This window comes from Oryzomicrobium terrae (assembly GCF_008274805.1).
GTDB lineage: Bacteria > Pseudomonadota > Gammaproteobacteria > Burkholderiales > Rhodocyclaceae > Oryzomicrobium > Oryzomicrobium terrae.
This window is the reverse complement of the sequence record NZ_CP022579.1, coordinates 3,247,048-3,272,375: the sequence shown is the minus strand read 5'-3', so window position 1 is coordinate 3,272,375 and position 25,328 is coordinate 3,247,048. Positions and strand designations below refer to the sequence as shown.

The following is a 25,328-nucleotide window of genomic DNA, read 5'->3' as shown; positions in this document are numbered from 1 at the left end:
TCTTCCCGGCTCAGTCCTCGTCCCGGGCGCGGATGAAGATCGGGGCCAGGGTCAGGAAAGGGCTGGTACCCGCCAGTGTCTGGCCGCCGCGGGCCTGTCCAAGGCGCTCCTGAGGTGGCGCCTGGTGTGCTTTATGGGCCTCATGCGCCTGGTTTCGCCAGATGGTGCCGCTGGACGGTGCCTGGTTTTCCTGCGCCCCCGCCGGGTTTTCCTGCGCCCCCGCCTTGGCCGCCACGCTCAAGACGCCGTTGACGTAGGCGATGTCGTAGTTGCTTGCGTCAAAGCCGTTGCCGCCCTGGGCGCTGCCAACCGCGATCGCGTAACTGCCGGCCTTGGCATCGGCTGGGGCGCCGCTGCTGCTTAAATCCACCCTGACGAGGGTCTCGCCGTTTTTCAGCTGGCCGCCACCCGTCGTGAACTCGGTGCCCGTAAACGCCAGCAGGCTGCCTTCGGTCTTGCTGGCGTTGGCGGCGGTGACGGTCAGGGCCGCCTTGTTGATGGTGCTGGCGGTATTGGCGGCGTAGGTGACGGCGTAGTTGTTGCCGCCGTTGCCGTCGTTGATCGTGACCCCGGAGACACTGACGGTCTTGCCGGAACCGGCGTTCTTGTCGGTGAAGGCGAAGCTGCCGCCGGAGAGGGCGTCGCTGCCGTACAGCTGGCCGCCACTGACGATGGCGCTGCCGGCGGCGGCGGTGGTGCCGTCGTAGGTCTTGCTCACGGCGCCGGTGGTGACGGTCAGCGCTGCCTTGTCGATCTTCAGGCTCCCGGCATAACGGATGTCATAGCCGCGCTGGTCCGAGTACAGCCCGCCAAGCTGCAGCGAACCATCGCTCGCGCGGTAGGTGCCCGCATTCTTGCCGGCGGTGGCATAGCTCAGGCTGCCGTCCAGTTGGGCGCCGCTCACGCTGGGGGTGTAGCTGCCCACCGTGCCGCTGGCGGCGCTGCCATCGTAGACCTTGCCGGCCAGGGTGCCGGCATCCACCGTCAGCGCCTTCAAGAGGCTGCGCAGCAGCGGTGTGCTGTGCCCGTCGTAGATGCGCCAGACGGCGCCGCTGCCGCCCCGATCGTCGATGTTCGCCCCCCAGGCGGCGAATGTTCCGGCTTTTTGCAGGTCGGCCAGGGATTTGCCGGTGCCGAGGGCGTTGCCTGTCCAATCGCCATTCACTAGGCCGCCGTTGTTGATGACGTTGCCATTGATGTCGGTGGTGGCGTAGAAGGCGTCGGTGATGGTGCCGCCGTTTGCGCCGACCAGCCCGCCCGCAGAGGTGCTGCCGCCGCCCGACGGGCTGGCGCTGCCCGTGGCGTAGCTGGCGCTGATGCTGCCAAGGTTTACGCCGACCAGCCCGCCCACAGAGGCGCTACCGCCGCCCGACGGGCTGGCGCTGACACTGCCCGTGGCGTAGCTAGTGCTGATGCTGCCATAGTAGTTGTAGCCGATCAGCCCGCCCGCATTGGCGTAGACGTCGCCCGACGCGCTGGCGCTGACGCTGCCCGTGGCGTAGCTGGTGCTGATGCTGCCATAGGTGTTGTAGCCGACCAGCCCGCCCGCATAGGCGCTGCCGACCGCAAAGGAGCTGCCGCCGCCCGACGCGTTGGCGCTGACGCTGCCCGCGGCGTAGCTGGTGCTGATGCGGCCATAGGAGTTGTAGCCGACCAGCCCGCCCGCGACACCGTCGTAGCCGACGATCCCGCTGGTGCTGACGCTGCCCGTGGCGTAGCTGCTGCTGATGCTGCCAGTGTTGAAGCCGACCAGCCCGCCGACGTAGCCCTTCCCGTTTACGGACCCGCCCTCCAGCCCGACGTTGCGGATAATGCTGCCAAGCGAGGTATAGCCGAACAGGCCGACGTAGCTCTCGCTTGGATAATCGATGACGAGATTGCGGATGACGTGCCCCAGGCCGTCGAAGGTGCCGGTGAATGAGGTGTTGTAGTCGCTGCCGATCGGCGTGAAGTTGCCGCCGCCGCTGGCGTTGATGTCGGCGCCCAGTGCGTACTTCCCGTCCAGGCCGCCATTGATGGCCTGCAAGGCCGTCAAGTCCTTGATGACGGTGTAGCCTTCGCCTTTGACGGTGAGCAGGCCGCTTCCCGACTTCTCGAAATTCACCCGCCCGGAGAAGCCCGGGGTATTGATGTTGCCGCCGCTGCGGTAGTTCATGGCCAGTTTGCCGTCGCCGTTGACCGAGACCACGGCGTTGATGTCGATGTTGCGCTCGGCGTTGAGGGTCAGGGTACTGGCGGCCGACCACGTGACCGCATCATTGACGCGGATGTCGCCCTTGCCCCCGGCGGTACCCTGGGTGGCGGTCTCGATGGTGAAGTTGCCGTTGTTCTGCAACGCGGCAGACACGGCGGCGCCGGTCATGTTGCCGCCGCTGGCGGCGATGGTGAAGTCGTTGGGGTCGATCAGCCAGGTGCCGCTCTGGCCGCTGGCGGCCTTGGTGGTGATGAGGGCGCTATCGGCCACCGTGACGCGGGCGGCGGAGGTTTCGATGAAGCCGCCGTTACCGCCGGCCGGGGCGCTGGCGTCCAGGGTGCCGCCGACTTGGGTTTCACCATGTTCCATGTCGGCGATCAGCAGGATGCGGCCTTGATGCTCGGCCACGGCACGGGCTTGGATCGTGCCGGTATTGGCGACGACGCTGGCGGAGAGCGCATCGGCGGCCTTGCCGGTCATGACCACCTGGCCGCCGTCGGCCACGATCAGTTGCTTGTTCTCGACCAGGGTCTTGACCGTGGCCGGGTCGACCGCCACCTGGAGCAGGCCATTGGCGCCGGCGTCCAGGGTGATCCGGTCGCCCGCCGCCATCGCCACGGTGCCCAGCCGGGCGGTGACGATGCCCTCGTTGCGCACGGTGGGGGCCAGCAGGGCCACCAGGCCGCCGTCGGCGGCATTGATGGTGCCCTGGTTGACGATGCCGCCGGTGGTGCCGTTGCGGGTGAATACCGCCTTGCCAGCCAAGAAATCCTCGTTGGTGATATTCATGGTCGAGGCCACCAGCCCGCCCACGTCGACCTGGCTGCCCTTGCCGAACACCACGCCGTTGGGGTTGATCAGCCACACCTGGCCGTTGGCCGAGAGCTTGCCGTGAATCTGGCTGGCATCGCCGGCGATCACCCGGTTGAGGGCGACGGCGCTGGTGGACGGCTGGATGAACTGGACGGCGGCGTTGGCGCCGATGTTGAAACTCTGCCAGTTGATGATGGCCTTGTCCGAGCCCTGAGTGACGGTCATCTGGTTGCCGCTCTGGGCGATGCCGGCCTGGCCGGCCACCACCTGGGCGCCGGTGGGCAGGGCGTTGGCGGCGAGGGCGCCGGCGGCCTGGGCGAAGACGGGCAGGGAGAAGGCCGCGCCGAGCAGCAGGGTGGCCGCCTTGAGCCGGGCGGGCGCCCGGCCGCCGACCTTGCCCCGGCCGCGGGCGATTTCGGGGGCGGGAACGTAGCGCTGGGTTTGGTCGTTCCAGACGAGACGGTAGGTGTGGTTCATGGCGGTTTGATCCTGGAAGAAAGACGGAAGGCCATCGGCCAAAGGTGTGGGGCTCCCGTGTCTATTGCTTGTCCAGGCCCTTGATCCGTATGGGGGCCTGGGTGGCGTGGGCGGCGGATGGGGCGCTTAGAACACGCGGCTCAGGTTGAGCCACAAGCGGGGGGACGAGGTGCTGCTACCGTCGTTGTTGTGAGCGCTGGCGTCCCGGCCCGGGTTATTGCCCAGGGGTACGGCGACGCTGGCCGCGAGCAGCCAGCCGCTCAGGCTGCCCTGGCCGCGCCAGTTGGCGCCGACCCCGACGCCGGAGAGGCCGTATTCGTTGGGCTGCTTGCCGCCACCCTGCCAGCCGGCCCAGGTGTTCTTGTGCTGGCGGATGCGGCCGGCGTCGTAGAAGGCGATGGCTTGCCAGCCGTTGCCCAGTTCCCGTTGCAGTTCGAGCTTGAAGAGCAGCCCTTCGTCGCCGCTGGCCTCGTTGACCGGGTAGGCGCGCACCTGGGTGGGGCCGCCCAGGGTGAAGCGTTCGGAACTGCTCAGATTGCTGTCGGCGAATTGGCCGGAGAGGGCGGCCAGCACCTGCCAGCCGCCGTTGCCCAGGGATTGCAGGCGGTTAGCCCAGAAGGCGAGCTTGCTGTAGTTGCCGTTGCTGCGCGGCCCGGCGGCATCGAGAGCCTTGTCGTTGGCGATGTTGCGGATGTCCAGGGTGCCTTGGGTGAGTTGCAGGTTGCCCCAACTGACGCCCCCGTTGAGGAAACCGTCGCGCTGGTCGCCGGACAGCCCCAGGGTGAAGGCGTTGATCCGGTGGCGGCGCAGGGCGGCATTGAGCATGTCGTCGTCGTAGCTGCGGTGTTCGTAGCCGGCGGAAACGTTCAGGTTGCGGTCGCTCTGGCGGATCAGGGGGTAGCTCAGGGTGAGGCCGCTGGTGAAGGCGCTGCCCTCGGCCTTGAGGGGTTTGTAGCGGCCGCCGAGCCGGTAGCCCAGGGTGGAGGCGTGGGCGGCCAGGCGCAGGCCGTCCTGGCCCAGGGGCAGGCTGTAGCGCAGCAGGCCGCTGTAGATGTCCTCGGCGGCCAGGGCGCGCAGGGCCAACTGGTCGCCGATGCCGGTGAGGTTGTTGAGGGCCAGCCCCCCGACCACCTGGTTGGTGCCGGTGGATTTGACGCCGTGGTTGTTGATGCCGATGTCGCCGGAGACGAGGGGTGTGTCGTCCACGATCAGGTTGAGCCGGGTGTCGCCCTGGGCCTGGCCGGCTTCGAGCAAGCCGGTAGCGCGAATGCCGGGCAGGTCGTTGGCGAGCAGCAGGCCCCGTTCCAGATCGGCGGCGGACAGGGGTTCGCCCTCGACGAGGCGGCGGGTGACGACGCCCTGGGCGTAGGTGCCGTTGGCGCGGCGGCCCTTGTTGTCGAGGTGGCTGCCGCTGTAGCGGCCTTCGAGGACCTGAATGTGGATGATGCCGTCGGTGACGTCCTGGCGTGGCAGATAGACGCGGACGTACCAGCCCCGCTCCCGGTAGTAGGCGGCGATGCGCTGGGCGGCCTGTTCGAGTTCGGCCAGGGTCAGGGACTGGCCGATGCGGTCGGCCACCAGGGGGTCGAGTTCGGCGGCGGGGATGAGGGTGGCGCCGTCGATGACAATGCGCTTGACGCTGACCCGGGTGGCCTTGGCGTCCTCGGCCATGGGCCGGGCAGCGGGGGTGGCGGCGGGGCGTTCAGCGGGGCGGGGGGCTTGCAGGTTGCGCTCGCTCTCGCGCAGCAGGGAGCCTGCGTCGGGCGGGGTCTGGGCCTGGGCAGCAAGGGCGGGCAGACCAAGCAGCAGGGCGAGCAGGGTGGCGGGGGCGCACGGTACGTGCTGACGTTGCCCGGAGTTTGTTCTTTTCATCGCAGACATTCCTGTTAACCCCTCGGGGGGAGTAGATCGTTAGGCGATGAATTGAAGCGGATTCCCCTGGCATTGAATATCACTGAGTTTGGGGATTTTGCCGGGCGGTGTGAATTCTTTTGGCATGGCTCCGGCCATGGCCGCCGTGCTAGTGTTTCGGGGCTCCGGATCAGGCGGGGGGCGTATCGGCCAGGGGGGCGAGGCCGCTATCCAGGAAGAGGGTGGCCTGGATGGTGGTGGCGCCCGGCCGTGAACTGACCTGGAGGGTGCCGCCCATGCGTTCCATGCGTGCACGCATGCTGGACATGCCGATGCCCAGGCCGGCGCGCTGGATGACTTGTACGTCGAAGCCGATGCCGTCGTCCTCGATGCGCAGGATGAGGCGTGCGGGGGCGGCGCTATCCAGGCTGACGAGCACGTTGCTCGCCTGGCTGTGTTTGACGATGTTGGTGAGCGCTTCTTCGATGACGCGGGCCAGCAGCAGGCACTGCAGGGCGTTGGGCGGGGTTTGCCAGGTGGCGGGGATATGCCATCGCGACGTGATGTCGAGTTCATCGAACAAGCTGACGAAGCGGTGGCGCAGCGGCGCGGACCATTCCAGCGGGGTGGCGGGCACGGTCGTGCCAATGCTGGCGCCGCTATCGACAACCTGGCGCAGATCGTCGCGCAGCAGCTTGAGCATGGAGAGGAAGCGTTGCTTGCTCAGGGGGGTGTCGGTTTGCTCCACCAGCATGATGGAGCGCACGATTTGCCCCCCCAGGCCATCGTGGAGATCGCGGGCCAGTTGCAGGCGTTCTTGTAGCTGGACGTTGGCGAGATTCCGGCTGTGTTCGTGCTCCAGGGTGGTGCTGAGGTCGGTGCAGGCGCGGCTGACGGCTTCGGTCAGCTCCTGGTTGAAGCGTTCGATGGGCTGGGCGTCGCGCAGCATGCGCAGGCGAAGGATGATGGCAGCCACGAGCATGAACAGCGCGCCGGTGTAGTGGCTGTAGAAGGTACGGCTGTGGATGACGTCGTGCAGTACGAGAGTGTCGCGGATGCCGAGCAGGAACATGAGCAGGAGGCAGGCAGCAACGATCATGTGTTCCGGGTTCCGGGTGCGCCGAGCATGCCAGACGAGGTACACGGTGTTGGCGAAGAAAATGAGCGTAAAGAAATGGGCGGCCTGCTGCATCCAGGTCCAACCGGGCGTGATAACGATGATCGCGGCGGCGCCTGCGCTCAATGCCCACAGGGCGTTTTCCCGCCGGGTAGAGGGGGGGCAGTCGGTCAGCCGCCAGGTGAAGATGGTGAAGCAGGCGACGAAGGCGATGTAGAACAGGTTGTTGGCCCGGGCCACGGCCTGGGTGCTGGAGAAGGGCCAGGCCTCCGTGTTGAGCGCGTAGGCCGCGAACATCACCCACATCAGGGAGACGAGGGCATACCAGCCGAAGAGATTGGGTTTGCGGTTTGGTAGCCAGATGAAGAAGGCCATCACCCCCAGCATTGTCGACACGGCGATGTTGAGTATGGTCAGTGTGCGCGATCGCCAGTAGTTGTGCTCGTGCAGGCTGAGCATCTCATTTGGCATACCCAGTTCGACGACGCCCAGACCCGGGTTTTGCGCGGCGACGCCGGTGACGCGTACCCACAGGGTGTTGGCGCCGTCCTCGCTGAGCGACGACGACGGCAGCAGCCAGTAGCGTGGCATGGCCCAGGAGCGGGAGAGGGGTTCGCGCAGGTGGCGGTCGCGCCAGATCAGGTCGCGGTTGATGAAGACTTCGCCCGCCATGCAGATGGAGTCGATGGTGAGGGCCACGGGGCGATGGCTCGCGCTTCGGTCTGGCGCCGCAGGGCTGGAACAGCCTTGTTCCCAGTCGATGCGGTACCAGACAGGGCCGTCGTAGTCGGGCCAGCGCCGGCTCCAGTTGTCGGGCAGGGTGACGGGTTGCCAGTCGCTCATGAGCTGGGCGTCCGGACCGTACCGGAACGCGATGACGCTGGTGATGCGCGGCTTACAGGCGCCAGGAGTGCTATCGGCGGCCAGGGCGGATGGCGCCAGGAACATCCAGACGAGCAGTAGTCCCAGCCGCAGGGCCAGATGCCGTATCAACGGGACGCGCATCAGTCGAGCAATCCCCGGGCACGGGCTTCGCTGATGGCCCGGATGCGTGAGGAGACGGCCAGCTTGCGGTAGATGTTCTTGACGTGGGATTCGACGGTATAACGCGAGATGTACAGGCGCGCGGCGATTTCCCGGTTGGACAGGCCGCTGGCGACCAGGACGAGAATTTCGCCTTCGCGGCTGCTCAGGGCGGTATCGTCCGCAGTTCTGGCGTCTTCCACCGGATCGCTCTGGTTGCGCTGCAGCTCGGCGATGAGACGGCGGGCAATGAAGGGGTCGATAGGGGCGCCCCCGCGCAGCACGCTGCGGATGGAGAGGGTGACTTCGAGATCGTCCCGTTCCTTGAGCACGTAGCCGGTGGCGCCGGCACGCAGGGCTGCGAGGATGGCGTCTTCGGTGCTCCAGGCGGAAATGACCAGGATGCCCATGGCCGGGTCGGCGGCGCGCAGTTCGGCGATGAGGTCGATGCCGTTGCCATCGGGCAGGCCCAGATCCACCAAGGCCAGCGCCACGGGCTGCTGCGCGATTTGCTGGCGGGCCTGGGCCAGCGAGGCGGCAGAGCGCACTGCATCCGGTGTGTAGCCGAGCTGGCCGAGGATGATTTCCAGGCGCTGCCGGATCAAAGGTTCATCCTCCACGACCAGCACGGGGACGGGCAGGGTCGAGGAGGCTGGGGGCTGTGCGTTGGCGGGCATGATCTGAAGCGTGGAATGGCCGGAGGGCCAGCCTGGAGAGTAGGGCCGACTATGGATGATGACGCCGGGCGTGCCTATCCCTGTACTCAGGTATTTGGGGGTAGCCCCGGGGCGTCCAGTCAAGACGGCGCGCATGTTCAGAGCTGGTAATGGGCGGTCAGCATCACGTTGCGCGGCGCCCCGTAGGAGGTGAGCGTGGGGGCTTCGATGCTTTGGTAGTAGCGTTGGTCCAGCAGGTTGTTGATGTTGAGCTGGAGATGCAGGTTGCGGGTCGGCTGGTGGCTGACCATCAGCCCCGCCAGGGTGTAGGCGGGCTGCTGCATGCGATAGTGAAAGCCGGTCAACGCGTCGTGCCCCTGGTTGGAGATCGCGCTTTGGCGGTAGAGATTGCCGCCGATGCGCCATTGGCCACCGGGCAGGCGGTAGACGGTGGCGAGCTTGAGTTGCCGACCGGGTAGCTGTGGCTCAAAACGCTGGCCTTGGCGGACGGGATCGTCCACATAACGGCTGTGGATGCTGCTATGGCTGGCCATGATCTGCCAGGCGGGAGTGAGGGCGCCGTGAATTTCCAGTTCCACGCCCTGGCTGCGCACCAGGCCGCTGGCTTGGTAACAGGTTGAGACGGGGAAGCCGGGGCAGCTGGCCTGGCTGTCCAGAAGTGCGGGCTGGTTTTTCTGCTCGGTCTGAAACAGGTGGACGCCGGCGTGCAAGGTGTCGCCGAAATAGCTGCCCTTGAGGCCGGTGGCGTAGGTCTGGCCTGCGCTGGGGGGCAGCAGCCGGCCGGCGACGTCCTGCTGGGTGCGGGGCTGGAAGATGTCGGCGAAACTGGCGTAGAGGCTGTGGTGTGCGTCCAGGTCGTGGATTAGGCCGCCGTAGCGGCTGAGGTGATGGCTGGCGCTCAGGTCGGTGCGCAGGGAGGTAAAGCTGTCCTGGATCACGCTGTGTTGGCGGTACCAGTCCAGCCGGGCGCCTAGGACCAATTTCAGGCGCTCGCTCAGGCTCAGGTGGGTGGTCAGCCAAACCCCCTTTTGCGCGGTCTGGCTGCTTGGGCTGTAGTGGTAGGCGTAGGGCGCCAGGGCGTCCAGATTCGGTTTGGCAATGCGATGCGGGTCCCAGGCCCGCACGTCCATGCCGGTGGCGAAGTCAAAGACCGTCTGCCCTTGCCCGCCAGCGGTGAAGTTGCGCTGGCTGGCACCGAAGGCCAGTTCGTGCCGTCGCCCGAAGCCGCTGAAGGTGCCGTTGCTGGACAGGGCGTAACTGGACTGGCGATTGGTGTAGCGGTATTGCCCCAGGTTTTGGCGCATGTCTGTGGGGGTGCCGCCACTCAAGTAGGTGCCCAGATAGTCGAAGGCGGAGTGGCTGTGCAGCGCGTCCAGGCGCAGGCGCCAGCCGTTTGCCAGACGGTGTTCGAGTTGGCCGAAGACCGTGGTGGTGTACTGGTCCCAGTGGTCCCAGTCGTTGCCCAGATAGGTGCTGCGGCGCAGGTGCAGGTCGCTGCCATCGGGCGCCGTGGGGATGCCGGCCCAGGTGTCGCGGTTGGCGCTGCTCTGCCGTGAGGCCCCCAGGCTGAGGGTGGTGTGCTGCCCGGTATCCGCTTCGAGGATGCCATAGAAGGTGCTGTTTCGGCGCGAGACGGTAGGCTGGAAGCTGCCTTCTTCCCGCTGTTCGGCAACGAAGCGACCCCGCAGGCTGCCGGCGCTGTTCAGGGAGCGGGAAACATCCAGCGTGGCACCGTGGCGGCCCCAGCTGCCGAGGTGGCCGGTGAGGCTGATCCTGGCGTCGGCCGTTGGCCGCTTGCGTACCAGGTTGAGGGTGGCCGAGGGGTTGCCTGGGCCTTGTACGAGGCCGGCGGCGCCCCGCACGATTTCGATGCGCTCGTACATCGCCAGGCTGTTGGCCAGATCGACAGTCTTGTCGAAGGTGGTGTTCAGCCCGTCCAGCATCAGGGTGTCCAGCGCAAAGCCCCGCGCATAGAACTGGTCCCGAGACAGGGCAAGACCGGGCACCGCTGGCGCGATGTCCTCCAGGGTCCGCAGGTGCTGGTCGTCGATCTGCTGCCGGGTGGTGACGGTAGCGGGCTGAGGCGTTTCCTGCAGGGAAAGGGGGAGCCCGGTGGCGATGAACACGGGAGCGCTGCTGGTGTACGCCTCAGGATCGTCAGTGGTCGCGGCCAGTGCGGTGGTGACGACAACCTCGGGGAGGAGAGGAGGGTCAGTGCTTGCCGCCGCGGGCGCAATACCGCCGACCATGGCCAGGGCGGTGCGCCAACAGGCATGCCATCTGGGCGGACAGGGGAGGGAGAAGGTGTTGCGTAGGATGGGTTTCAAGCGGCGACTGGGGGCGGGGCGATCAGCGGGTTATTCAAGTTTTGAAGAGGCCGGGCGGTATTTTGAGGTCTGATGCTCACCTTGTCCGGAAAGCGACACGGCTACGACACGCCAAGCGGGGCATCGATGCAGGCGCACATCCTTCGTCCCCCTCAGTCCCGCAGCATGGTGAACACGCGCAGGAACTGGCCGTCGTGCCACAGCCCGTCGAGCCGGTTGGCCAGTTCGTGCAGGCTGATCGGGTCCATGGCGAATTCCACCATGGCCAGGGGTTTGTCCGGGTTGCCCTCGGTGATCAGGGTTACGTCGATCACCTCGCCGTAGCGTTCCAGGCCGGCGCGGATGTCGTCGGAGCTGACAGCGGCGGAAAAACCGCCCAGGCAGAGTTTGGCCATGGGACCTCCTTGTGTTGCGGGGAGCCGGGGGCGGCCGGGACCGGTGGCCGCCCCGGCGCGCCGGGTTAGATCAGGGGCGCGCCGTCCTTTTCGCCGCTCTCGTAGACCACGTTGGCGCGGCCGACGATGAGCGGGTCCAGGGGGCCGATGCGCTCCAGGTCCTTCTTGGCGTAGGGCAGCTTGTGCAGCACGTAGCGCATGGCGTTGAGGCGCGCCCGCTTCTTGCAGTCCGACTTGACCACGGTCCAGGGTGAGTCGGCGGTGTCGGTGTAGAAGAACATCGCCTCCTTGGCCTTGGTGTAGTCGTCCCACTTGTCCAGGGACGCCAGATCGATGGGGGAGAGCTTCCACTGCTTGAGCGGGTGGGTTTCCCGTTCCTTGAAGCGGCGGCGCTGCTCGGCGCGGCTCACCGAGAACCAGAACTTGATGACGTGGATGCCGCTGCGCGCCAGGTTGCGCTCGAATTCCGGCGTCTGGCGCATGAACTCGTTGTATTCGTCATTGTTGCAGAAGCCCATCACCCGCTCGACCCCGGCCCGGTTGTACCAGGAGCGGTCGAACAGGACGATCTCGCCAGCGGTGGGCAGGTGCTCGATGTAGCGCTGAAAGTACCACTGGCCGCGCTCCACCTCGGAGGGCTTTTCCAGGGCCACCACCCGGGCGCCGCGGGGATTGAGGTGCTCCATGAAGCGCTTGATCGCGCCGCCCTTGCCGGCGGCGTCGCGGCCTTCGAACAGGATCACCACGCGCTGGCCGGTTTCCTTGACCCAGGCTTGCAATTTGAGCAGCTCGACCTGCAGCCGGTACTTCTGGCGCTCGTAGTTGCGCCGCAGCATCAGGTTCTTGTAAGGGTAGCCGCCGATGCGCCAGTGCTCGGACAGCTCGTCGTCGGGAGAGGTCGTCGGGCGGCTGGCGTTGGCGGCGAGCAGGGTCGCCTTGAGGGCTTCGATGTCGTCCGGCGAGGCGCCGGCCAGGATCGCTTCCAGGGTCTGGGACACCTTGCCGTTGGTCTGGCGGGCGGTGGCCTTGAGGATGTCGCTGACGGCGCTGACCTTGGCGTTCTCGGCGGCGGCGATGGCCTGGCCCACCTCGAAGCGCTCGATGCTCTGCTCGCTCAGTCCGGGAGCGATGTCGCCGGCACTGGCGCGGCGCGGGGCGGGTGCCTTGGCCGGCTTGGCGGCGGCGCGGGCACGGGGGGCGGGGGCTTTCTTCTTGTTGTCAGCTTCCATGCAGCAAGACTCCTTGGCTTCTCGGTGAAGGACGGTGACCGGCCATTGTAGCCCCCGCTTCTGGGAAAGACCCTGGTGATAATGTGTGTTTTGTGTGCGTTTTTTCCTGGCTGGCGTTACCTGGCCGGCGTCTCCCGGCCGGGCGTCACGCCGGCCGTTTGAGGGCCAGGGGGCAGCCCGCCGCCACCAGGGTGGCGGCCGTGCAGACGCTGGCGACGCGCTGGTTGAGACGGCCCTGTTCGTCGGTGAACAGGCGGGTGGACGCGCCCATCGGCACGATGCCCCAGCCCACTTCGTTGGAGACCAGCACGGTCATTCCCGGCAGGGTCGGCAGCGCCGCCAGTACGGCATCCACCTGGCCGGTGAACAGCGGGCAATCCACCGCCTGGCCCGCTTCGGCCTGGGCCGCGGCGCGCCCCTGGAAGAGCAGGTTGGTCAGCCATAGGGTCAGGCAATCCACCACCAGGCAGTTATCCGGTGCCGCGTGGCGGGTGAGGGCGTCGGCCAGGGCCAGGGGCTCTTCGACCACCAGCCAGTCGGTGGGGCGGATAGCCCGGTGACGGGTGATGCGCGCCCGCATCTCGTCGTCCCGGGCCTCGGCGGTGGCCACCACCGTCACGCGCCGTCCCGGAGCAGCGGCCTGCCATGTCCGTGCCAGGTTCTCGGCATAGGCGCTCTTGCCCGAGCGGGCGCCGCCCACCACCAGTTCGCTCCAGGCCGGCGGTGGGGCAGCGTCCGGGGTCGAAGTGGCGGAAAAGGGGGAGGGGAAGGCGGGGCGGGTCGTCATGGGGCGTCAGGGTAGCACGGGGTCCGGAGAGTAGAATCCGCGTCTTTCCCGCTTTCGACCCTTGCCATGCCCGCTCCCCTGCACGCCCCTGACCGCACCCTGGTGCCCGCCCTGCGCGCCAAGATCGACCGCAAGACCAAGCCTCTTGGCGCCCTTGGTCAGCTGGAGGAACTGGCCCTGCAGATCGGCTTGATCCAGCAGACCTTGAGCCCGGCCCTGAACGCGCCCCACGTGGCGGTGTTCGCCGGCGATCATGGCGCAGCCAAGGCTGGCGTATCGGCCTACCCCCAGGACGTGACCTGGCAGATGGTGGAAAACTTTCTCGCCGGCGGCGCCGCCATCAACGTTTTTGCCCGCAGCAACGGCCTGGGCCTGACCGTGGTGGACGCCGGGGTCGCCCATGACTTTGGCACCGGCCGCGGCGGCGACGGGGTGGACTTCGTTTCGGCCAAGATCGCCCCGGGCACCGCCAATTACCTGGAAGGCCCGGCCATGACGCCGGCCCAGCGCGACGAGGCTCTGGCGGCTGGCGCCGCGGTGATCGCCGACCTGGCGGCCAGGGGCTGCAACGTGGTGGGCTTTGGCGAGATGGGCATCGGCAATACTGCCAGCGCCTCCCTGATCACCCACTGCCTGACCGGCACCCCCCTGGCCGAATGCATTGGCCGCGGCACCGGCCTGGACGATGCCGGCCTGGCACGCAAGCAGGCCTTGCTCGCCACTGCATTGGAGCGGCACCGCCTGGCCGGCGGTGGCGACGCACCCCTAGAGGTGCTGGCGGCCTTCGGCGGGTTCGAGATCGTGCAGATGGCCGGTGCCATGCTGGCCGCCGCGGTGCGGCGCATGGTGGTGCTGGTGGACGGCTTCATCGTCGGCAGCGCCGCCCTGGCGGCGATTCGCCTGGAGCCGGCGCTGCGCGACTACTGCGTGTTCTGCCACTGCTCCGCCGAGCCCGGCCACGCCGCCCAGTTGGCGGCACTCAACGCCCGCCCCCTGATCGACCTGGGCCTGCGTCTGGGCGAAGGGACCGGTGCCGCCCTGGCCTGGCCGATGGTCAAGGCGGCGGTGGCCTTCCTCAACGACATGGCCAGCTTCGAATCGGCTGGGGTGAGCGACCAGGACACCGAGTAAGCCAGCCCTATCGTCATGACCCTGCTCCTGCGCGAACTGGCCTATTTTTTCGCCGCCGTGCGCTTCTTCACCCGCCTGCCGGTACCGGCCTGGGTGGGGCATTCGGCTGAAATGCTGCAGGCTGCGGCGCGCTACTTTGCCGCCGTCGGGCTGCTGGTTGGTGGCCTCGGCGCTGCCGCATTCTGGCTGGCCGCCCAGGTGTGGCCCCAGCCGGTGGCGGTGCTGGCCTCCCTGGCGGCCACCCTGTACGCCACCGGCGCGTTCCACGAGGATGGCCTCTCGGACATGGTGGATGGCTTCGGCGGTGGTTGGACCCGGGAGCGCATCCTGGACATCATGAAAGATTCCCGGGTCGGTAGCTACGGCGCCACCGCCCTGTTCCTCGCCCTGGCGGGCAAGGTGGCGGCGCTCTGCCTGCTGCCCGCCGCCTGGGTGCCGGCCGCCCTTGTGGCCGGCCACAGCGTGTCGCGCTGCTGCAGCGGCGCCTTGCTGACCCGGCTCGACTACGTGCGCGAGGACCTGAGCAGCAAGTCCAAGCCCCTAGCCAACCGGATGCCGCTCTCCGCCTTGGCGGTATCGGCCCTGTTCGCCGCCGCCGGCCTGGCGCTGTGGTGCGCGGCGGCCCCTGCCGCCCTCCTCCTGCCGGCCCTGTTCCTGGCGTTGCTGGCGACCGTCTGGCTGGCCCGGCTGATGCTGCGCAACCTGGGCGGGTATACCGGCGATTGCCTGGGGGCGGCCCAACAGGTCAGCGAGATCGCCTTCTACCTGGGCCTGCTCGCCCAGTGGCCGGCGATTTGAGGGGGCTGGCCATGGCCGGGACCGCTGCACCGCTGACGTTGTACTTGATCCGTCACCCGGCGGTGGCTACCCCGCCCGGCATCTGCTACGGCCAGCGCGACGTTCCCCTGGCAGCGCCGCCGGGTGCCGCGGCCGAGCGCCTGCGCACCTTGCTGCCGCCGGTGGCGCTGCCTCTCTATTCGAGCCCCTTGAGCCGCTGTCTGGCCCTGGCCCGGGAACTGCATCCGGAGCCGGTCGTCGATGGGCGCCTGATGGAAATGGCCTTCGGCACCTGGGAAGGGCGCACCTGGGACGAGATCGGCCCAGGCCCCCTGACGGCCTGGGCCGAGGACATGAGCGACTTCGCCCCGCCGGCCGGGGAATCGGCGCGCATGTTGCAGGGGCGGGTGCTGGAATGGCTCGACGACCTGGCTGCGGAAGCCCGCGACCATGAGGTCGCAGGTGACGTCGCGGCCGGGGCCCGGGTGGTGGTGACCCACGGCGGGGTGATCCGCGCGCTGACCGGCGCTGCCCTGGGCTTGGCGCCGGCGGACTGGTTCCGCCTGCAGGTGGATTTTGCCGCCTTGACGGTGCTGGAGTGGCCCCGGGCCGGTGGCGCACCGCCGCGCCTGCTGGCGCTCAACCGTTAATCCGGGCGTTCCGCCCTGTAAAATCCGCCGCCATGACTGCTCCACTGACATTTCTACCCGCTGCTGCGCCGGTCGTGCCCGATCCGGTCCCCCTGGCCGACCTGAAGCGGGTGCTGGTGATCAAGCTGCGCCACCACGGCGACGTGCTGCTCTCCGCCCCGGTCTTTTCCGTGCTCAAGGCGGCGGCTCCCCATGCCGAGATCGACGCTCTGGTCTATGCCGATACCCGGGAGATGCTCACCGGCCACCCGGCGATCAGCGCCGTGCATTGCATCGACCGCAACTGGAAGAAGCGCGGTCCGCTGGGTCAGCTGCAGGCCGAATGGGGCCTGCTGCGCACCCTGCGCGGACGGCGCTACGACTTGGTGCTGCATCTCACCGAACACCGCCGCGGCGCCTGGATCACCCGTTTGAGCGGGGCCCGCTACGGCGTGGCGCCCCGGGTCAAGGGGCGCGACGGTAGCTGGGCCAAGGCCTTCACCCATTTCGTCGCCAAACCAGGCAATGCCTTGCGCCACACGGTGGAGCGCAATCTCGACTTCCTGCGCCGCATTGGCATCTACCCGGCCCCTGAGGCTCGGGGGGTGGCCCTGGTCCCCGGCGCGGTGGCGGAGGCCAAGGTGGAGGCGTTGCTGGCGGGGCATGGCCTGGCGCCAGGCGCTTTTATCCATCTGCACCCGGCGTCGCGCTGGATGTTCAAGGGCTGGACCACCCAGGCCTGGATTGCGCTGGCCACTCAGTTGGTGAACCGGGGGCAGCATCTGGTGTTTTCCGGTGCGCCCGGTGCGGCCGAGGAAGGCCTGGTGGCAGCTATCATCGCCGCCCTGCCGGCGGCGCCGGGCAAGGCAGTGAGCCTGGCGGGGCAGTTGAGCCTCAAGGAGTTGGCGGCCCTGACCGCTCGGGCCCGGGCGTTCGTCGGCGTCGATTCGGCGCCGATGCACATCGCCGCTGCCATGGGCACCCCGGCGGTGGCCCTGTTCGGCCCCTCCGGCGACAAGGAGTGGGGCCCCTGGCCGATCAGCGGTGCCGGGCAGACCGTGTCGCACCGGGTGGTGGCCAGCACCCGCCATCCCTGCCGACCCTGCGGTATCGACGGCTGCGGCGGCGGCAAGGTGAGCGACTGCCTGGTCGCCCTGACCCCCGAAGCGGTGTTTGCCGCCCTCGACGGCGTACTGGCCGAAGCCGAAGGACGCTGGGCATGAGCGAGGCGGCCCTGGCGCAGCCCAACCCGGCCCATCGCCTGCGCGTCGCCTTGGTGCGGCAGCGTTACAACCCCTACGGTGGCGCCGAGCGCTTCGTCGAGCGGGCCTTGGCGGCCCTGGTCGCCGAAGGTGCCGATGTCACCCTGATCGCCCGGGAATGGGTCGGAGTCGAACCGGCGCCGGATTCGGGGTTTACCCTGCAACGCTGCAACCCGCGCCGTTCCTTGTTCTCCAGGCTGCTGGGCGGGCGGACCGGGCGGGACAAGGCGTTTGCCGCCTGCGCCAGCGATGCCTTGGAGCACGGGGGCTTCGACATCACCCAGTCCCACGAGCGCTTACCCGGCTGCATGATCTTTCGTGCCGGCGACGGGGTGCATGCCGCCTGGCTCGACCATCGATCCCGGCTGTTGTCGCCCCTGGGGCGGCTGGGGCAACGCCTGTCGCCCTACCACCGTTATGTCGTCGCCCAGGAGGCGGCCATGTTCGCTCATCCCCGGCTGCGGGCCGTGATCTGCAACTCGGCGCTGGTCAAGGAGGAGATCGCCCGGTACTACGGGGTTGGCGCGGACAAATTGGTGGTGATCGAGAATGGGGTGGATCTGGAAGCGTTCCATCCGAACCTGGCCACCACCCATCGTGCTGCCGTGCGCCAGGCTTTGGGTGTGGCGGAAACGACGCCACTGTTTCTCTACGTGGGCGGTGGGTTCGAGCGCAAGGGGGTGCCGCGTCTGCTCGACGCCCTGGCCCAGGTGCCGGCAGGGGCGTTGGTGGTGGTTGGCGGCGACCGCCGCCTGAGCGCCCTACAGCGCCGCGCTGCCGCCCTGGGGCTGGCCGGGCGGGTGCACTTCGTCGGTCCGCAGAAGGATGTGAAGCCCTATTACGGTGCGGCCGACGCCTTCGTCCTGCCCACCCTCTACGACCCCTTTCCCAATGCCGCCCTGGAGGCCCTGGCGTCCGGTTTGCCGGTGGTGACCTCCACCACCTGCGGTGCCGCGGCGCGCATCGTCCCCGGACAAAACGGCTTCGTCTGCGATGCCCTGGACGTGGCCGCCCTGGCCGGCCACCTGGCGACCCTGGCGGAACCCGGCGCGGCTGCAAGGATGCGCGAGGCCGCCCGGGCCAGCGTCGCCGACCTGTCTCTGGCCGCTATGGCCGGCCAGTTGCTTGCCCTCTATCGCCGCCTGGCGCCGAGTGCCTGAAGCTTCGCTGGCGCCGGGTGACGCCCTGCGGCCGGGTATAATGCCCGATTGCGTTTTTCCCCCGTGGCGGGGTCGTTTCTCTCATCTATATGGCCAAGAAAAAACAGTCCCCGGTGCACTCACTGTCCGAGAGTCGAGCCCTTTACTTGCGGCTGCTGAGCTATGTGCGTCCGTACTGGAAAGTGATTGCTCTGTCCCTGCTCGCTACGGCCATTACTGCCGCCACCGAGCCGATGTTCCCCGCCCTGCTCAAGCCCCTGCTCGATGAAGGCTTTGCCGCTGCTGGCAATACGCGGAATGGGATTTTCGACGACCCGGTATGGATCCCTCTGGGTATCGTTGGCGTATTTATCTTGCGCGGCATCTTCAACTACTTTTCATCCTATGGCTTTGCCTGGGTTTCACAGCGGGTGATTACCGATATCCGCGAGCAGATGTATGCCCGGATGGTCCGTTTGCCGGCCAGTTATTTCCAGAACCACGCCAGTAGCGTGCCGATGACCAAGATCGCCTACGACGTCGGCGGTGTGGCGGGGGCCGCGACGACCGTGGCGGTGACCGTGATCAAGGATTCGATGACGGTGATCGGTCTGCTCGGTTGGCTGTTGTGGTTGAACTGGCAGCTGACGCTGGTCTGCTTTGCCCTGATTCCGGTGGTGGCGTTCGTCGTCAAATCCTTTTCAGGTCGCTTGCGGCAGGCAAGCCGGGATTCCCAGAAGGGGATGTCCCACATGCTGCAGATCCTCCAGGAAAGCACCCTGTGTAATCGGGTGATCAAGATTTTCGGTGGAGAAGCCCAGGAGATTGCGCGTTTCTCCGAATCGAACCAGGCGCAGCGCCGCTACAGCATGCGGGCTAGCGTGGCCGCTGCCGCCACCACGCCGATCACCCAGCTGTTCGCTGCGGTCGCCGTGGCGGTGGTGGTGTACGTGGCCCTGCAGCAATCGTCCAGCGGCACCACCACGGTGGGCAGTTTCGTTTCCTTCATCACCGCCATGCTCATGCTGTTGGCGCCGCTCAAGCACCTGGCCGACGTCAACGCCCCTTTGCAACGCGGTCTGGCCGCTGCCGAGAGCGTTTTCCAGTTGCTCGATGAAGAACTGGAGGAAGACTCCGGAACCGTGAATCCGGATCAGGTGGCAGGGCGCATCGATTTTCGCCACGTTTCCTTCCGCTACCCCAACGCCGAGCGGGATGCCCTGGCCGACGTGAGCCTCTCCGTGGCACCCGGCCAGACCATCGCCCTGGTCGGCCAGTCCGGGGGCGGCAAGTCCACCCTGGCGACCCTGGTGCCCCGCTTCTACGCGCCGACTTCCGGCCAGATCCTGCTCGACGGGCTCGACCTGCAGAGCTATTCCCTGGCCGGGCTGCGCCGCCACATCGGTTATGTCAGCCAGGAAGTGCTGCTGTTCAACGACACCATTGCGGCCAACATCGCCTACGGCGCCAAGCGCGACGCGTCCATGGACGAAATCCGCGCTGCGGCCCGGGCGGCCAACGCCCTGGAATTCATCGAGGCCCAGCCCCAGGGATTCGACACCCTGATCGGCGAGAACGGTGTGCGCCTCTCCGGCGGCCAGCGCCAGCGTCTGGCGATCGCCCGAGCCCTGCTCAAGAATGCCCCGATCCTGATCCTCGACGAGGCCACTTCGGCCCTCGACAACGAATCCGAACGCGCCGTCCAGGCCGCCCTGGATACCTTGATGGCCGGTCGCACCACCCTGGTCATCGCGCACCGTCTGTCCACCATCGAACACGCCGACCAGATCGTCGTGCTCAACCGGGGGCGGGTGGTGGAACAGGGGAACCATGCCGAGCTGCTGGCCAAGGAAGGGGCGTATGCCGCCTTGTACCGTAACCAGCTGGCCACCGGGGAGCCGCTGTGAGCGTTGCGGGGAACGCCGGGTTGGTTGCCCCGTCCGGAGCGCTGTCCATCGTGCATACCGAAAGCTCCACCGGCTGGGGGGGGCAGGAAAATCGCACCCTCAACGAGTGCCTGGGCATGCGCGCCCGGGGCCACCGGGTGACGGTGGTGGCCCAGCCCGGCGCCCGATTGCTCGAGCGTGCCGCCCAGGCCGGTTTTGCCACCGCCGCGGTGCGCATGCGCAAGAGCTTCGACCTACCGGCGGTGTTCCACCTGGCCAAGGTGCTGCGCGAGGTGCGCGCCGACGTGGTCAATACCCACAGCAGCCGCGATACCACCCTGGCCGGTCTGGCGGCGCGCCTGCCCCTGGCCTACCCGGGACGTCGGCCGCGGGTGGTGCGCACCCGCCACCTGATCCTGCCGATCACGTCCACCTTCACCTACGCCCGCCTGCCCGACCAGGTGGTGGCGGTCAGCCATGCCGTGCGCAATTACCTGTTGTCCAAGGGCATCGCCGGCGACCAGGTGACCACCGTGCCGACCGGCGTGGATTTCACCCGCTTCGATCCCGGCCAGACGACGGCCGCCGACCTGCGCGGCGAACTGGGCCTGCCTGCCGATGCGGTGCTGGTGGGGACCGTCGCCATCCTGCGCAAGAAAAAAGGCCACCATGTGCTGCTGGAGGCTGCCGCCCGCCTGCGCGACGACCCACGTGGGGCACAGGTGCGCTTCGTTTTTGCCGGCGATGGTCCCCAGACCGACAATCTCAAGGCCCGCATCGCCGAGTTGCACCTGCAGGACCGGATCTTTCTGCTCGGCCTGCGTCGCGACATTCCCGCAGTGATGGCTGGCCTCGACCTGTTCGTCCTGCCGACCCTGGAGGAAGCCCTCGGCACCTCCTATATCGAGGCCCAGGCCATGGGGCTGCCGGTGATCGGTACCCGGGTCGGTGGGGTGCCGGAAACCATGCGCGAGGGCGAGACCGGATTGCTGGTCCCGGCAGAAGATGCTCCTGCCCTGGCCGAGGCGATCGCCACCCTGGCGAGCGATGGTCAGCGTCGCCACACCATGGGCGAAGCCGGCAGCCGTTTCGTGCGCGAGACGTATTGCCTGGAACGGATGGTGGACGGCATGGAAGCCCTCTATCGTCGCCTCCTGGTGGCCTGACCATGCAACGCCCGATTCCCGTCCTGATGTACCACCACGTCAGCCCCAAACCCGGGCTGGTGACGGTCTCCCCCGAGAACTTCAGGGCACACATGGCCTGGCTGGCCGAGCACGGGTGGCGCTCCTTGACCGCGGCCGAGTTCGCCGCCTGCCTGGCCGGTGCGCCGGTGCCGAAGCGGGCGGTACTGATCACTTTCGACGACGGCTACCTGGACAACTGGGTCTATGCCCACCCGGTCCTGGCCGAGTTCGGCTTGCACGCGGTGTTGTTCCTCATCACTGGCTGGATCGGCGAGGGCGAGGTGCGGGCCCACGCCGGGCAGGGTCAGCCGGTCCCAGATGTGCCCGACCACAAAGGCGCCATGGCCGCAGGGCGCGCCTGGCAGGACGCGGCTGACCCTGTCCCGCTGGACGGTGCCTTTCTGCGCTGGTCCGAAGTCCATGCCATGCGCGATGCCGGTACTTTCGAGTTTCACTCCCATACCCACAGCCATACCCGCTGGGACAAGACGATTGCCGACCAGGACGCCCGGGATCGGGCCCTGAGCGACGACTTGGCCGCTTCCCGCGCCACCTTGGCGGCGAGACTGGGAAATGGCAGTGCTCACCTTTGCTGGCCCCAGGGCTATTACGACGCGGCCTACCAGCGGGTGGCCCAGGCGGCCGGCTTTCGCCACCTGTACACCACCGAGGCGGGCGTGGCCCGGGGGGACACCGATCCGGCGCGCATCCCGCGCATCGTCGTCAAGGACAAGCCGGCCGGCTGGTTTGCGTCGCGCTTGCGCCTCTACGGCAACCCGCTGACCGCCGCCCTGTACCTGGGTCTGAAAGGTCGGAAATGAGGTTGAAGCTGCGTGAGGGCCTGCTCTACTGGGGCTTGCGCCTCAAGCGGGCTCTCGATCGCCGCCCCCGCGACCCGGCCGAGCTAGGGTCGTCGCATATTCATCGCATCCTGGCGATCTCCAATACGGCCCTGGGAGATACCTTGCTTTCGACCCCGGGGCTGCGTGCCTTGCGCACGGCCTATCCCGATGCCCACCTGACCCTGGTTGCCCATCCCTCTTTGGCGGAGCTGTTCGCCGGGGTCGAAGGGGTCGATGCGGTTGTGCCCTATGTGGGCAAGTGGCGGGGGTTCTGGCGGGCCCTCCGGGCTCTCCGCCAACAGGCACGTCGTGTCTCGGGCGGAACGTCGGCGGATTACGATCTGGCGGCGATCTTCCATGGCAACGAGCCTCAGGTCACCCCGCTGGCTTACCTGTCCGGCGCCCGTTTCATCTTCAAACTACCCAATACCAACCGTTTTCGTTTCCTGCTCGCCAATCCTGAGCCGCTATTGGGCTGGGACGATCTGGGGCACGGCGTCGACCAGCGCCTGGCCGTGGCGGGACTGGCATGCGGCAAGCCGCCCTGCTTGCCTGCTCCGCCTCTGGGTACTCCGTTCCTCGAGGCGCTGCGCCGCATGTCGGTACCACGCCACGCCGCCGGCGCGGCGGCCGTGAGCCAGGCCCTCGCGCGCCTTGGCTGGCAGGAACGTCGTCTCATTGCCCTGCAACCGGGAGCCTCCACCAACAGCCGTCGCTGGCCCCGTAGTCGGTTCATTGCCGCCGCCCGGCAGTTGGCAGCGAATCATCCCGCATTGCGCTTCGTGGTCACCGGATCTCCAGCCGAAGCCGCCCTCTGCCGGGAAGTGGCCGACGGCATCAATGCCGGCCGTGCCCCGGCTGACGAAGCGCTGGCCTGGGCCTCTGCCGGGGAGCTGCTCCTGACGGCGCTGCCGGGCCTTTTTGCCCGTTGCCAAGGCGTGGTCAGCGGCGATACCGGGCCGATGCACCTTGCCGTCACCGTGGGCACCCCGGTCGTGGCCCTGTTTGCCGTCTCCGATCCGGCCCGTTCCGGGCCCGCCTACGATCTCGATCGCCACATCGTTATCCGCAAGTGGCGCACGTGCACCCCTTGCCTCTCGAAGCGCTGCCCTTACGCCGAACCGATTTGCATGAACAACATTAGTGTCGACGAGGTGGTTGACGCTGTCGATACCCTGTTGTGCCGTACCGCACCCGTGCCCGAAACCCATGGCTGATCCGAAACGAATCCTGCTGCTCGATACCGGCAACGAGTGGGGTGGTGGCACCAACAGCATGATCGAGCTGCTCAAACGCCTCGACCGGCAACGCTTCGCCGTCACCGCCTGTTTCTACCGCGATTATCCCAAGGGCGATGGTGGCCGCCATCTCTCCGACGAACTGGCGGCCATCGGTATTCCCCTGGTGGTCTTGCCCGAGGTGCATCGTCCAGCCTGGGCCAAGCTGGCCAAGGAGGTGCTGCGCGGCCTGTTCTTCTGGTCGCCGCAACGCAAGCGCCGCCTGGTGCTGGGCATCGACATCCTGTGGCGGGTCCGGCCGCGCATCGCCCAGATCGTCCGCCTGCTGCGGGAAGGTAATGGCCAGGGACCGTTCGACCTGCTTTACATGAACAACCAGCCCTCCTCGAATCTGGAGGGTTACCTCGCCGGGGAGCAGGCCGGGGTGCCGGTGGTACAGCACTGCCGCACCAATCCCTCCCTTTCCGCGGAAGAAAGCGCCATTGCCGGACGTATTGCCAGAAGCATTATCTGCGTATCCCGGGGGGTGGCGGATTCGCTCGTAGGACAGGGGATTCCCGAGCAGAGCATTCGCGTTGTTTATAACGCGATTGATGGGGGTCAATCGGTGCCGCCGCCTGTGGAGCTTGGCGGTATCCAGGCAGGGGATGTAGTGGTCGGCTGCGTGGGCTCCCTGCTGGCGCGCAAGTCGGTCGATCATCTGGTACGCGCGGTTGCGGCATTGGTGCGACAAGGGTTGCCGCTACACCTGCTACTGGTCGGAGACGGTCCGGAGCGAGGGGAACTTGAGAAACTGGTAGCAGAGCAGGGACTGACTGGCCGGGTTACCTTTGCCGGCTTCCAGAATAATCCGCTGGCCTGGATCGGGGCGATGGATATTCTGGCCCTATCCTCACCCAGCGAGGGGCTGCCGCGGGCAGTGCTGGAGGCGATGTTGACCGCGAAACCGGTATTGGGCAGCGATGTGACGGGGACCCGAGAACTGGTTCGAGATGGGGAAACGGGGTTGCTTTACCCCTACGGCGACATTGCTCGTCTGGTGCTGCAATTACAACGGCTGTGCGACGATGCCGCGCTGCGCGAGCGCTTAGGGAACGCCGGACGGGAACGGGTGCTCCGGGAGTTTTCCATCGATGCCTATATTCAGGGCGTCGAGGACGTGCTTGCGGCTTGCATGCGAGTTAGCTAAGGGAAAACAGTGGCTTATCTGTTCCTGACATGGCTGCTGAGCCCCTATTTTTGGCTGAGGCTCCTGCTGCAAAAAAAGCGTCCGCTTCGGCGTGTTCTGGTCATCAATACGGCCAAGATCGGTGATTTCGTGGCCACCCGGCAGGTGTTTGCCGTGCTGCGTTCCCGTTTGCCTGATGCGGAGATCCGCGCACTGGTTCATTCCGTCAATGTGCCCTTGGCGCGCCACATGTCCAGTATTGACAAGGTGATTCCTTTGCCGCCGGGGGGCTATTCCGGCTGGAAAGGCAAGAAATGGTTGTGGCGTCTCCTTGCCGATGTCGATGGCGTGCTGGTGCTTAGCCCGAACTTGAGCACTTTCCTGGCACCCTTCTGGGCGGGAGTAGCCTGCCGTGTTTCCGTGCTCCCCGACCGGCGTGCCGGTAGCGTGCGCTTGGCTTATCCCTTCTTATCCCACGGTCAGTCTCACCAGCCGGGGCGTCTGTTCCGGGATACCGCCATGCTTGCGTTGCGGGGTTTGTCCATTGCGAGTGAGGGAGTTGAGGGTGATGCCCCGTTGACGATCGACTCGCCCGGAGGTCGTGAGCGGGTCGCGGAAATTCTGCCGCACGATGTCTCGTCCCTGGTGGGGCTGGGTATCGGTGCCGGCAATCGCTTGAAGGCCCTGACTGAGGCCCAACTCCTGCAAGTGGTGCGAGGCCTGCTGGCCAGAACCAGCGCCACGGTAGTGTTGATCGGCAGTGCGCCAGATCAGGCGTGTGCGACGCGTCTGACCGAGGCATGTGGCGGTGTACGGATCATTAATGCGGTCGGCAAATTTTCCTTGGATGAGTTGCCTGAGTTGCTGAGGCTGCTGGATTGTTATCTCGGGGTGGACTCGGGAGTGACCTACTTGGCGGACGCCGTCGGTATCCCCGTCGTGGATTACATGGGCCCGGCAGATGCCGAGGATCAGCGTCCGCTTGGCAAGTTGGTGCGTGTTATCCGAAGCACTGAGCCATGTGCGCCGTGCTCGCACAGTTTCGATGCGCCATACAAATGCCATATGGGGACGCGGGCGTGTATTGTCAGCGCTCCCCTGGAGCAGATGGTCCAAGCGGCTGTAGATATATTGGCGGATAGCTGCTGCTAGTTGATTGATGTATTTGACGTTTATTTG

The 25,328-nt window shown here is 67.1% G+C and carries 19 protein-coding genes; 11 read left to right on the top strand and 8 right to left on the bottom strand.

The genetic code is table 11. From position 1 onward, the window contains the following. Window positions 1-10: 10 nt before the first annotated feature. The 8 genes from OTERR_RS14810 to cobU all read right to left on the bottom strand — a co-directional run bounded on the left by OTERR_RS14810 (window position 11) and on the right by cobU (window position 12,890). The gene (locus tag OTERR_RS14810; RefSeq protein ID WP_149426234.1) at window positions 11-3,484 is read right to left on the bottom strand and encodes a two-partner secretion domain-containing protein; all 3,474 of its coding nucleotides are present in this window, start codon (window positions 3,482-3,484) and stop codon (window positions 11-13) included. Between the two features lie 126 nt (window positions 3,485-3,610). Next, window positions 3,611-5,356, bottom strand: a complete 1,746-nt coding sequence (locus tag OTERR_RS14805) for a ShlB/FhaC/HecB family hemolysin secretion/activation protein (RefSeq protein ID WP_187775259.1) — start codon at window positions 5,354-5,356, stop codon at window positions 3,611-3,613. Window positions 5,357-5,525: 169 nt separating this feature from the next. Further along, window positions 5,526-7,457, bottom strand: coding sequence for a sensor histidine kinase (locus tag OTERR_RS14800; RefSeq protein ID WP_223115960.1), 1,932 nt, complete (start codon window positions 7,455-7,457; stop codon window positions 5,526-5,528). Beyond that, window positions 7,457-8,152, bottom strand: a complete 696-nt coding sequence (locus OTERR_RS14795; protein WP_149426232.1) for a response regulator transcription factor — start codon at window positions 8,150-8,152, stop codon at window positions 7,457-7,459. Before OTERR_RS14795 ends, OTERR_RS14800 begins: the two co-directional genes overlap by 1 nt. Window positions 8,153-8,289: 137 nt before the next feature. Beyond that, complete coding sequence (locus tag OTERR_RS14790; RefSeq protein WP_149426231.1) at window positions 8,290-10,479, bottom strand: TonB-dependent siderophore receptor; 2,190 nt, start codon at window positions 10,477-10,479, stop codon at window positions 8,290-8,292. A 152-nt stretch (window positions 10,480-10,631) separates the two neighbouring features. Further along, window positions 10,632-10,874, bottom strand: coding sequence for an RNA recognition motif domain-containing protein (locus tag OTERR_RS14785; RefSeq protein WP_149426230.1), 243 nt, complete (start codon window positions 10,872-10,874; stop codon window positions 10,632-10,634). Window positions 10,875-10,939: 65 nt separating this feature from the next. Continuing rightward, a complete protein-coding gene (ppk2, locus tag OTERR_RS14780; RefSeq protein ID WP_149426229.1) occupies window positions 10,940-12,103 on the bottom strand; it encodes a polyphosphate kinase 2 in 1,164 nt (387 codons plus the stop codon). A gap of 145 nt (window positions 12,104-12,248) precedes the next feature. Then, the gene (gene cobU, locus OTERR_RS14775) at window positions 12,249-12,890 is read right to left on the bottom strand and encodes a bifunctional adenosylcobinamide kinase/adenosylcobinamide-phosphate guanylyltransferase (protein ID WP_149426228.1); all 642 of its coding nucleotides are present in this window, start codon (window positions 12,888-12,890) and stop codon (window positions 12,249-12,251) included. 66 nt (window positions 12,891-12,956) lie between these two features. Between cobU and cobT the strand changes: the two genes are divergently transcribed. The 11 genes from cobT (at window position 12,957) to OTERR_RS14720 (ending at window position 25,301) form a co-directional block, all read left to right on the top strand. Further along, window positions 12,957-14,021 carry a nicotinate-nucleotide--dimethylbenzimidazole phosphoribosyltransferase gene (gene cobT / locus OTERR_RS14770; protein ID WP_149426227.1) on the top strand — a complete coding sequence of 355 codons (1,065 nt, stop codon included), beginning with the start codon at window positions 12,957-12,959 and terminating at the stop codon, window positions 14,019-14,021. Window positions 14,022-14,036: 15 nt separating this feature from the next. Beyond that, entirely contained in the window at window positions 14,037-14,819 is a 783-nt protein-coding gene (locus tag OTERR_RS14765) for an adenosylcobinamide-GDP ribazoletransferase (RefSeq protein WP_187775258.1), read from the top strand. A gap of 11 nt (window positions 14,820-14,830) precedes the next feature. Next, on the top strand, window positions 14,831-15,448 hold the full coding sequence (locus tag OTERR_RS14760; protein ID WP_054621481.1) for a histidine phosphatase family protein: 618 nt from the start codon (window positions 14,831-14,833) through the stop codon (window positions 15,446-15,448). 32 nt (window positions 15,449-15,480) lie between these two features. Then, window positions 15,481-16,650 carry a putative lipopolysaccharide heptosyltransferase III gene (gene rfaQ / locus OTERR_RS14755; protein WP_149426226.1) on the top strand — a complete coding sequence of 390 codons (1,170 nt, stop codon included), beginning with the start codon at window positions 15,481-15,483 and terminating at the stop codon, window positions 16,648-16,650. Beyond that, entirely contained in the window at window positions 16,647-17,849 is a 1,203-nt protein-coding gene (locus OTERR_RS14750) for a glycosyltransferase family 4 protein (protein WP_149426225.1), read from the top strand. The genes rfaQ and OTERR_RS14750 overlap by 4 nt, the downstream gene beginning before the upstream one ends. 182 nt (window positions 17,850-18,031) lie before the next feature. Beyond that, window positions 18,032-19,735: a lipid A export permease/ATP-binding protein MsbA gene (gene msbA, locus OTERR_RS14745; protein WP_246154207.1), complete on the top strand. Its 1,704-nt coding sequence runs from the start codon at window positions 18,032-18,034 to the stop codon at window positions 19,733-19,735. Between the two features lie 20 nt (window positions 19,736-19,755). After that, entirely contained in the window at window positions 19,756-20,880 is a 1,125-nt protein-coding gene (locus tag OTERR_RS14740) for a glycosyltransferase family 4 protein (protein WP_246154204.1), read from the top strand. Window positions 20,881-20,882: 2 nt separating this feature from the next. Next, window positions 20,883-21,722: a polysaccharide deacetylase family protein gene (locus OTERR_RS14735; protein ID WP_149426223.1), complete on the top strand. Its 840-nt coding sequence runs from the start codon at window positions 20,883-20,885 to the stop codon at window positions 21,720-21,722. Window positions 21,723-21,724: 2 nt separating this feature from the next. Beyond that, window positions 21,725-22,960: a glycosyltransferase family 9 protein gene (locus tag OTERR_RS14730; protein ID WP_223115959.1), complete on the top strand. Its 1,236-nt coding sequence runs from the start codon at window positions 21,725-21,727 to the stop codon at window positions 22,958-22,960. Beyond that, window positions 22,953-24,170: a glycosyltransferase gene (locus OTERR_RS14725; protein ID WP_149426221.1), complete on the top strand. Its 1,218-nt coding sequence runs from the start codon at window positions 22,953-22,955 to the stop codon at window positions 24,168-24,170. Before OTERR_RS14730 ends, OTERR_RS14725 begins: the two co-directional genes overlap by 8 nt. 9 nt (window positions 24,171-24,179) lie before the next feature. Next, window positions 24,180-25,301 (top strand): glycosyltransferase family 9 protein, encoded by a 1,122-nt coding sequence (locus OTERR_RS14720; protein WP_149426220.1) that lies wholly within the window; start codon window positions 24,180-24,182, stop codon window positions 25,299-25,301. The last annotated feature ends 27 nt before the right edge of the window (window positions 25,302-25,328 follow it).

Bases quoted from the DNA above. Each gene is read 5' to 3' on its own strand.
- OTERR_RS14735 (WP_149426223.1), top strand. From the start codon at position 20,883: ATGCAACGCCCGATTCCCGTCCTGATGTACCACCACGTCAGCCCCAAA.
- cobT (WP_149426227.1), top strand. From the start codon at position 12,957: ATGCCCGCTCCCCTGCACGCCCCTGACCGCACCCTGGTGCCCGCCCTG.
- OTERR_RS14800 (WP_223115960.1), bottom strand. From the start codon at position 7,457: ATGCGCGTCCCGTTGATACGGCATCTGGCCCTGCGGCTGGGACTACTG.
- rfaQ (WP_149426226.1), top strand. From the start codon at position 15,481: ATGACTGCTCCACTGACATTTCTACCCGCTGCTGCGCCGGTCGTGCCC.
- ppk2 (WP_149426229.1), bottom strand. From the start codon at position 12,103: ATGGAAGCTGACAACAAGAAGAAAGCCCCCGCCCCCCGTGCCCGCGCC.
- OTERR_RS14725 (WP_149426221.1), top strand. From the start codon at position 22,953: ATGGCTGATCCGAAACGAATCCTGCTGCTCGATACCGGCAACGAGTGG.
- OTERR_RS14760 (WP_054621481.1), top strand. From the start codon at position 14,831: ATGGCCGGGACCGCTGCACCGCTGACGTTGTACTTGATCCGTCACCCG.
- OTERR_RS14750 (WP_149426225.1), top strand. From the start codon at position 16,647: ATGAGCGAGGCGGCCCTGGCGCAGCCCAACCCGGCCCATCGCCTGCGC.
- cobU (WP_149426228.1), bottom strand. From the start codon at position 12,890: ATGACGACCCGCCCCGCCTTCCCCTCCCCCTTTTCCGCCACTTCGACC.
- OTERR_RS14785 (WP_149426230.1), bottom strand. From the start codon at position 10,874: ATGGCCAAACTCTGCCTGGGCGGTTTTTCCGCCGCTGTCAGCTCCGAC.
- OTERR_RS14795 (WP_149426232.1), bottom strand. From the start codon at position 8,152: ATGCCCGCCAACGCACAGCCCCCAGCCTCCTCGACCCTGCCCGTCCCC.
- OTERR_RS14765 (WP_187775258.1), top strand. From the start codon at position 14,037: ATGACCCTGCTCCTGCGCGAACTGGCCTATTTTTTCGCCGCCGTGCGC.
- OTERR_RS14810 (WP_149426234.1), bottom strand. From the start codon at position 3,484: ATGAACCACACCTACCGTCTCGTCTGGAACGACCAAACCCAGCGCTAC.
- OTERR_RS14805 (WP_187775259.1), bottom strand. From the start codon at position 5,356: ATGAAAAGAACAAACTCCGGGCAACGTCAGCACGTACCGTGCGCCCCC.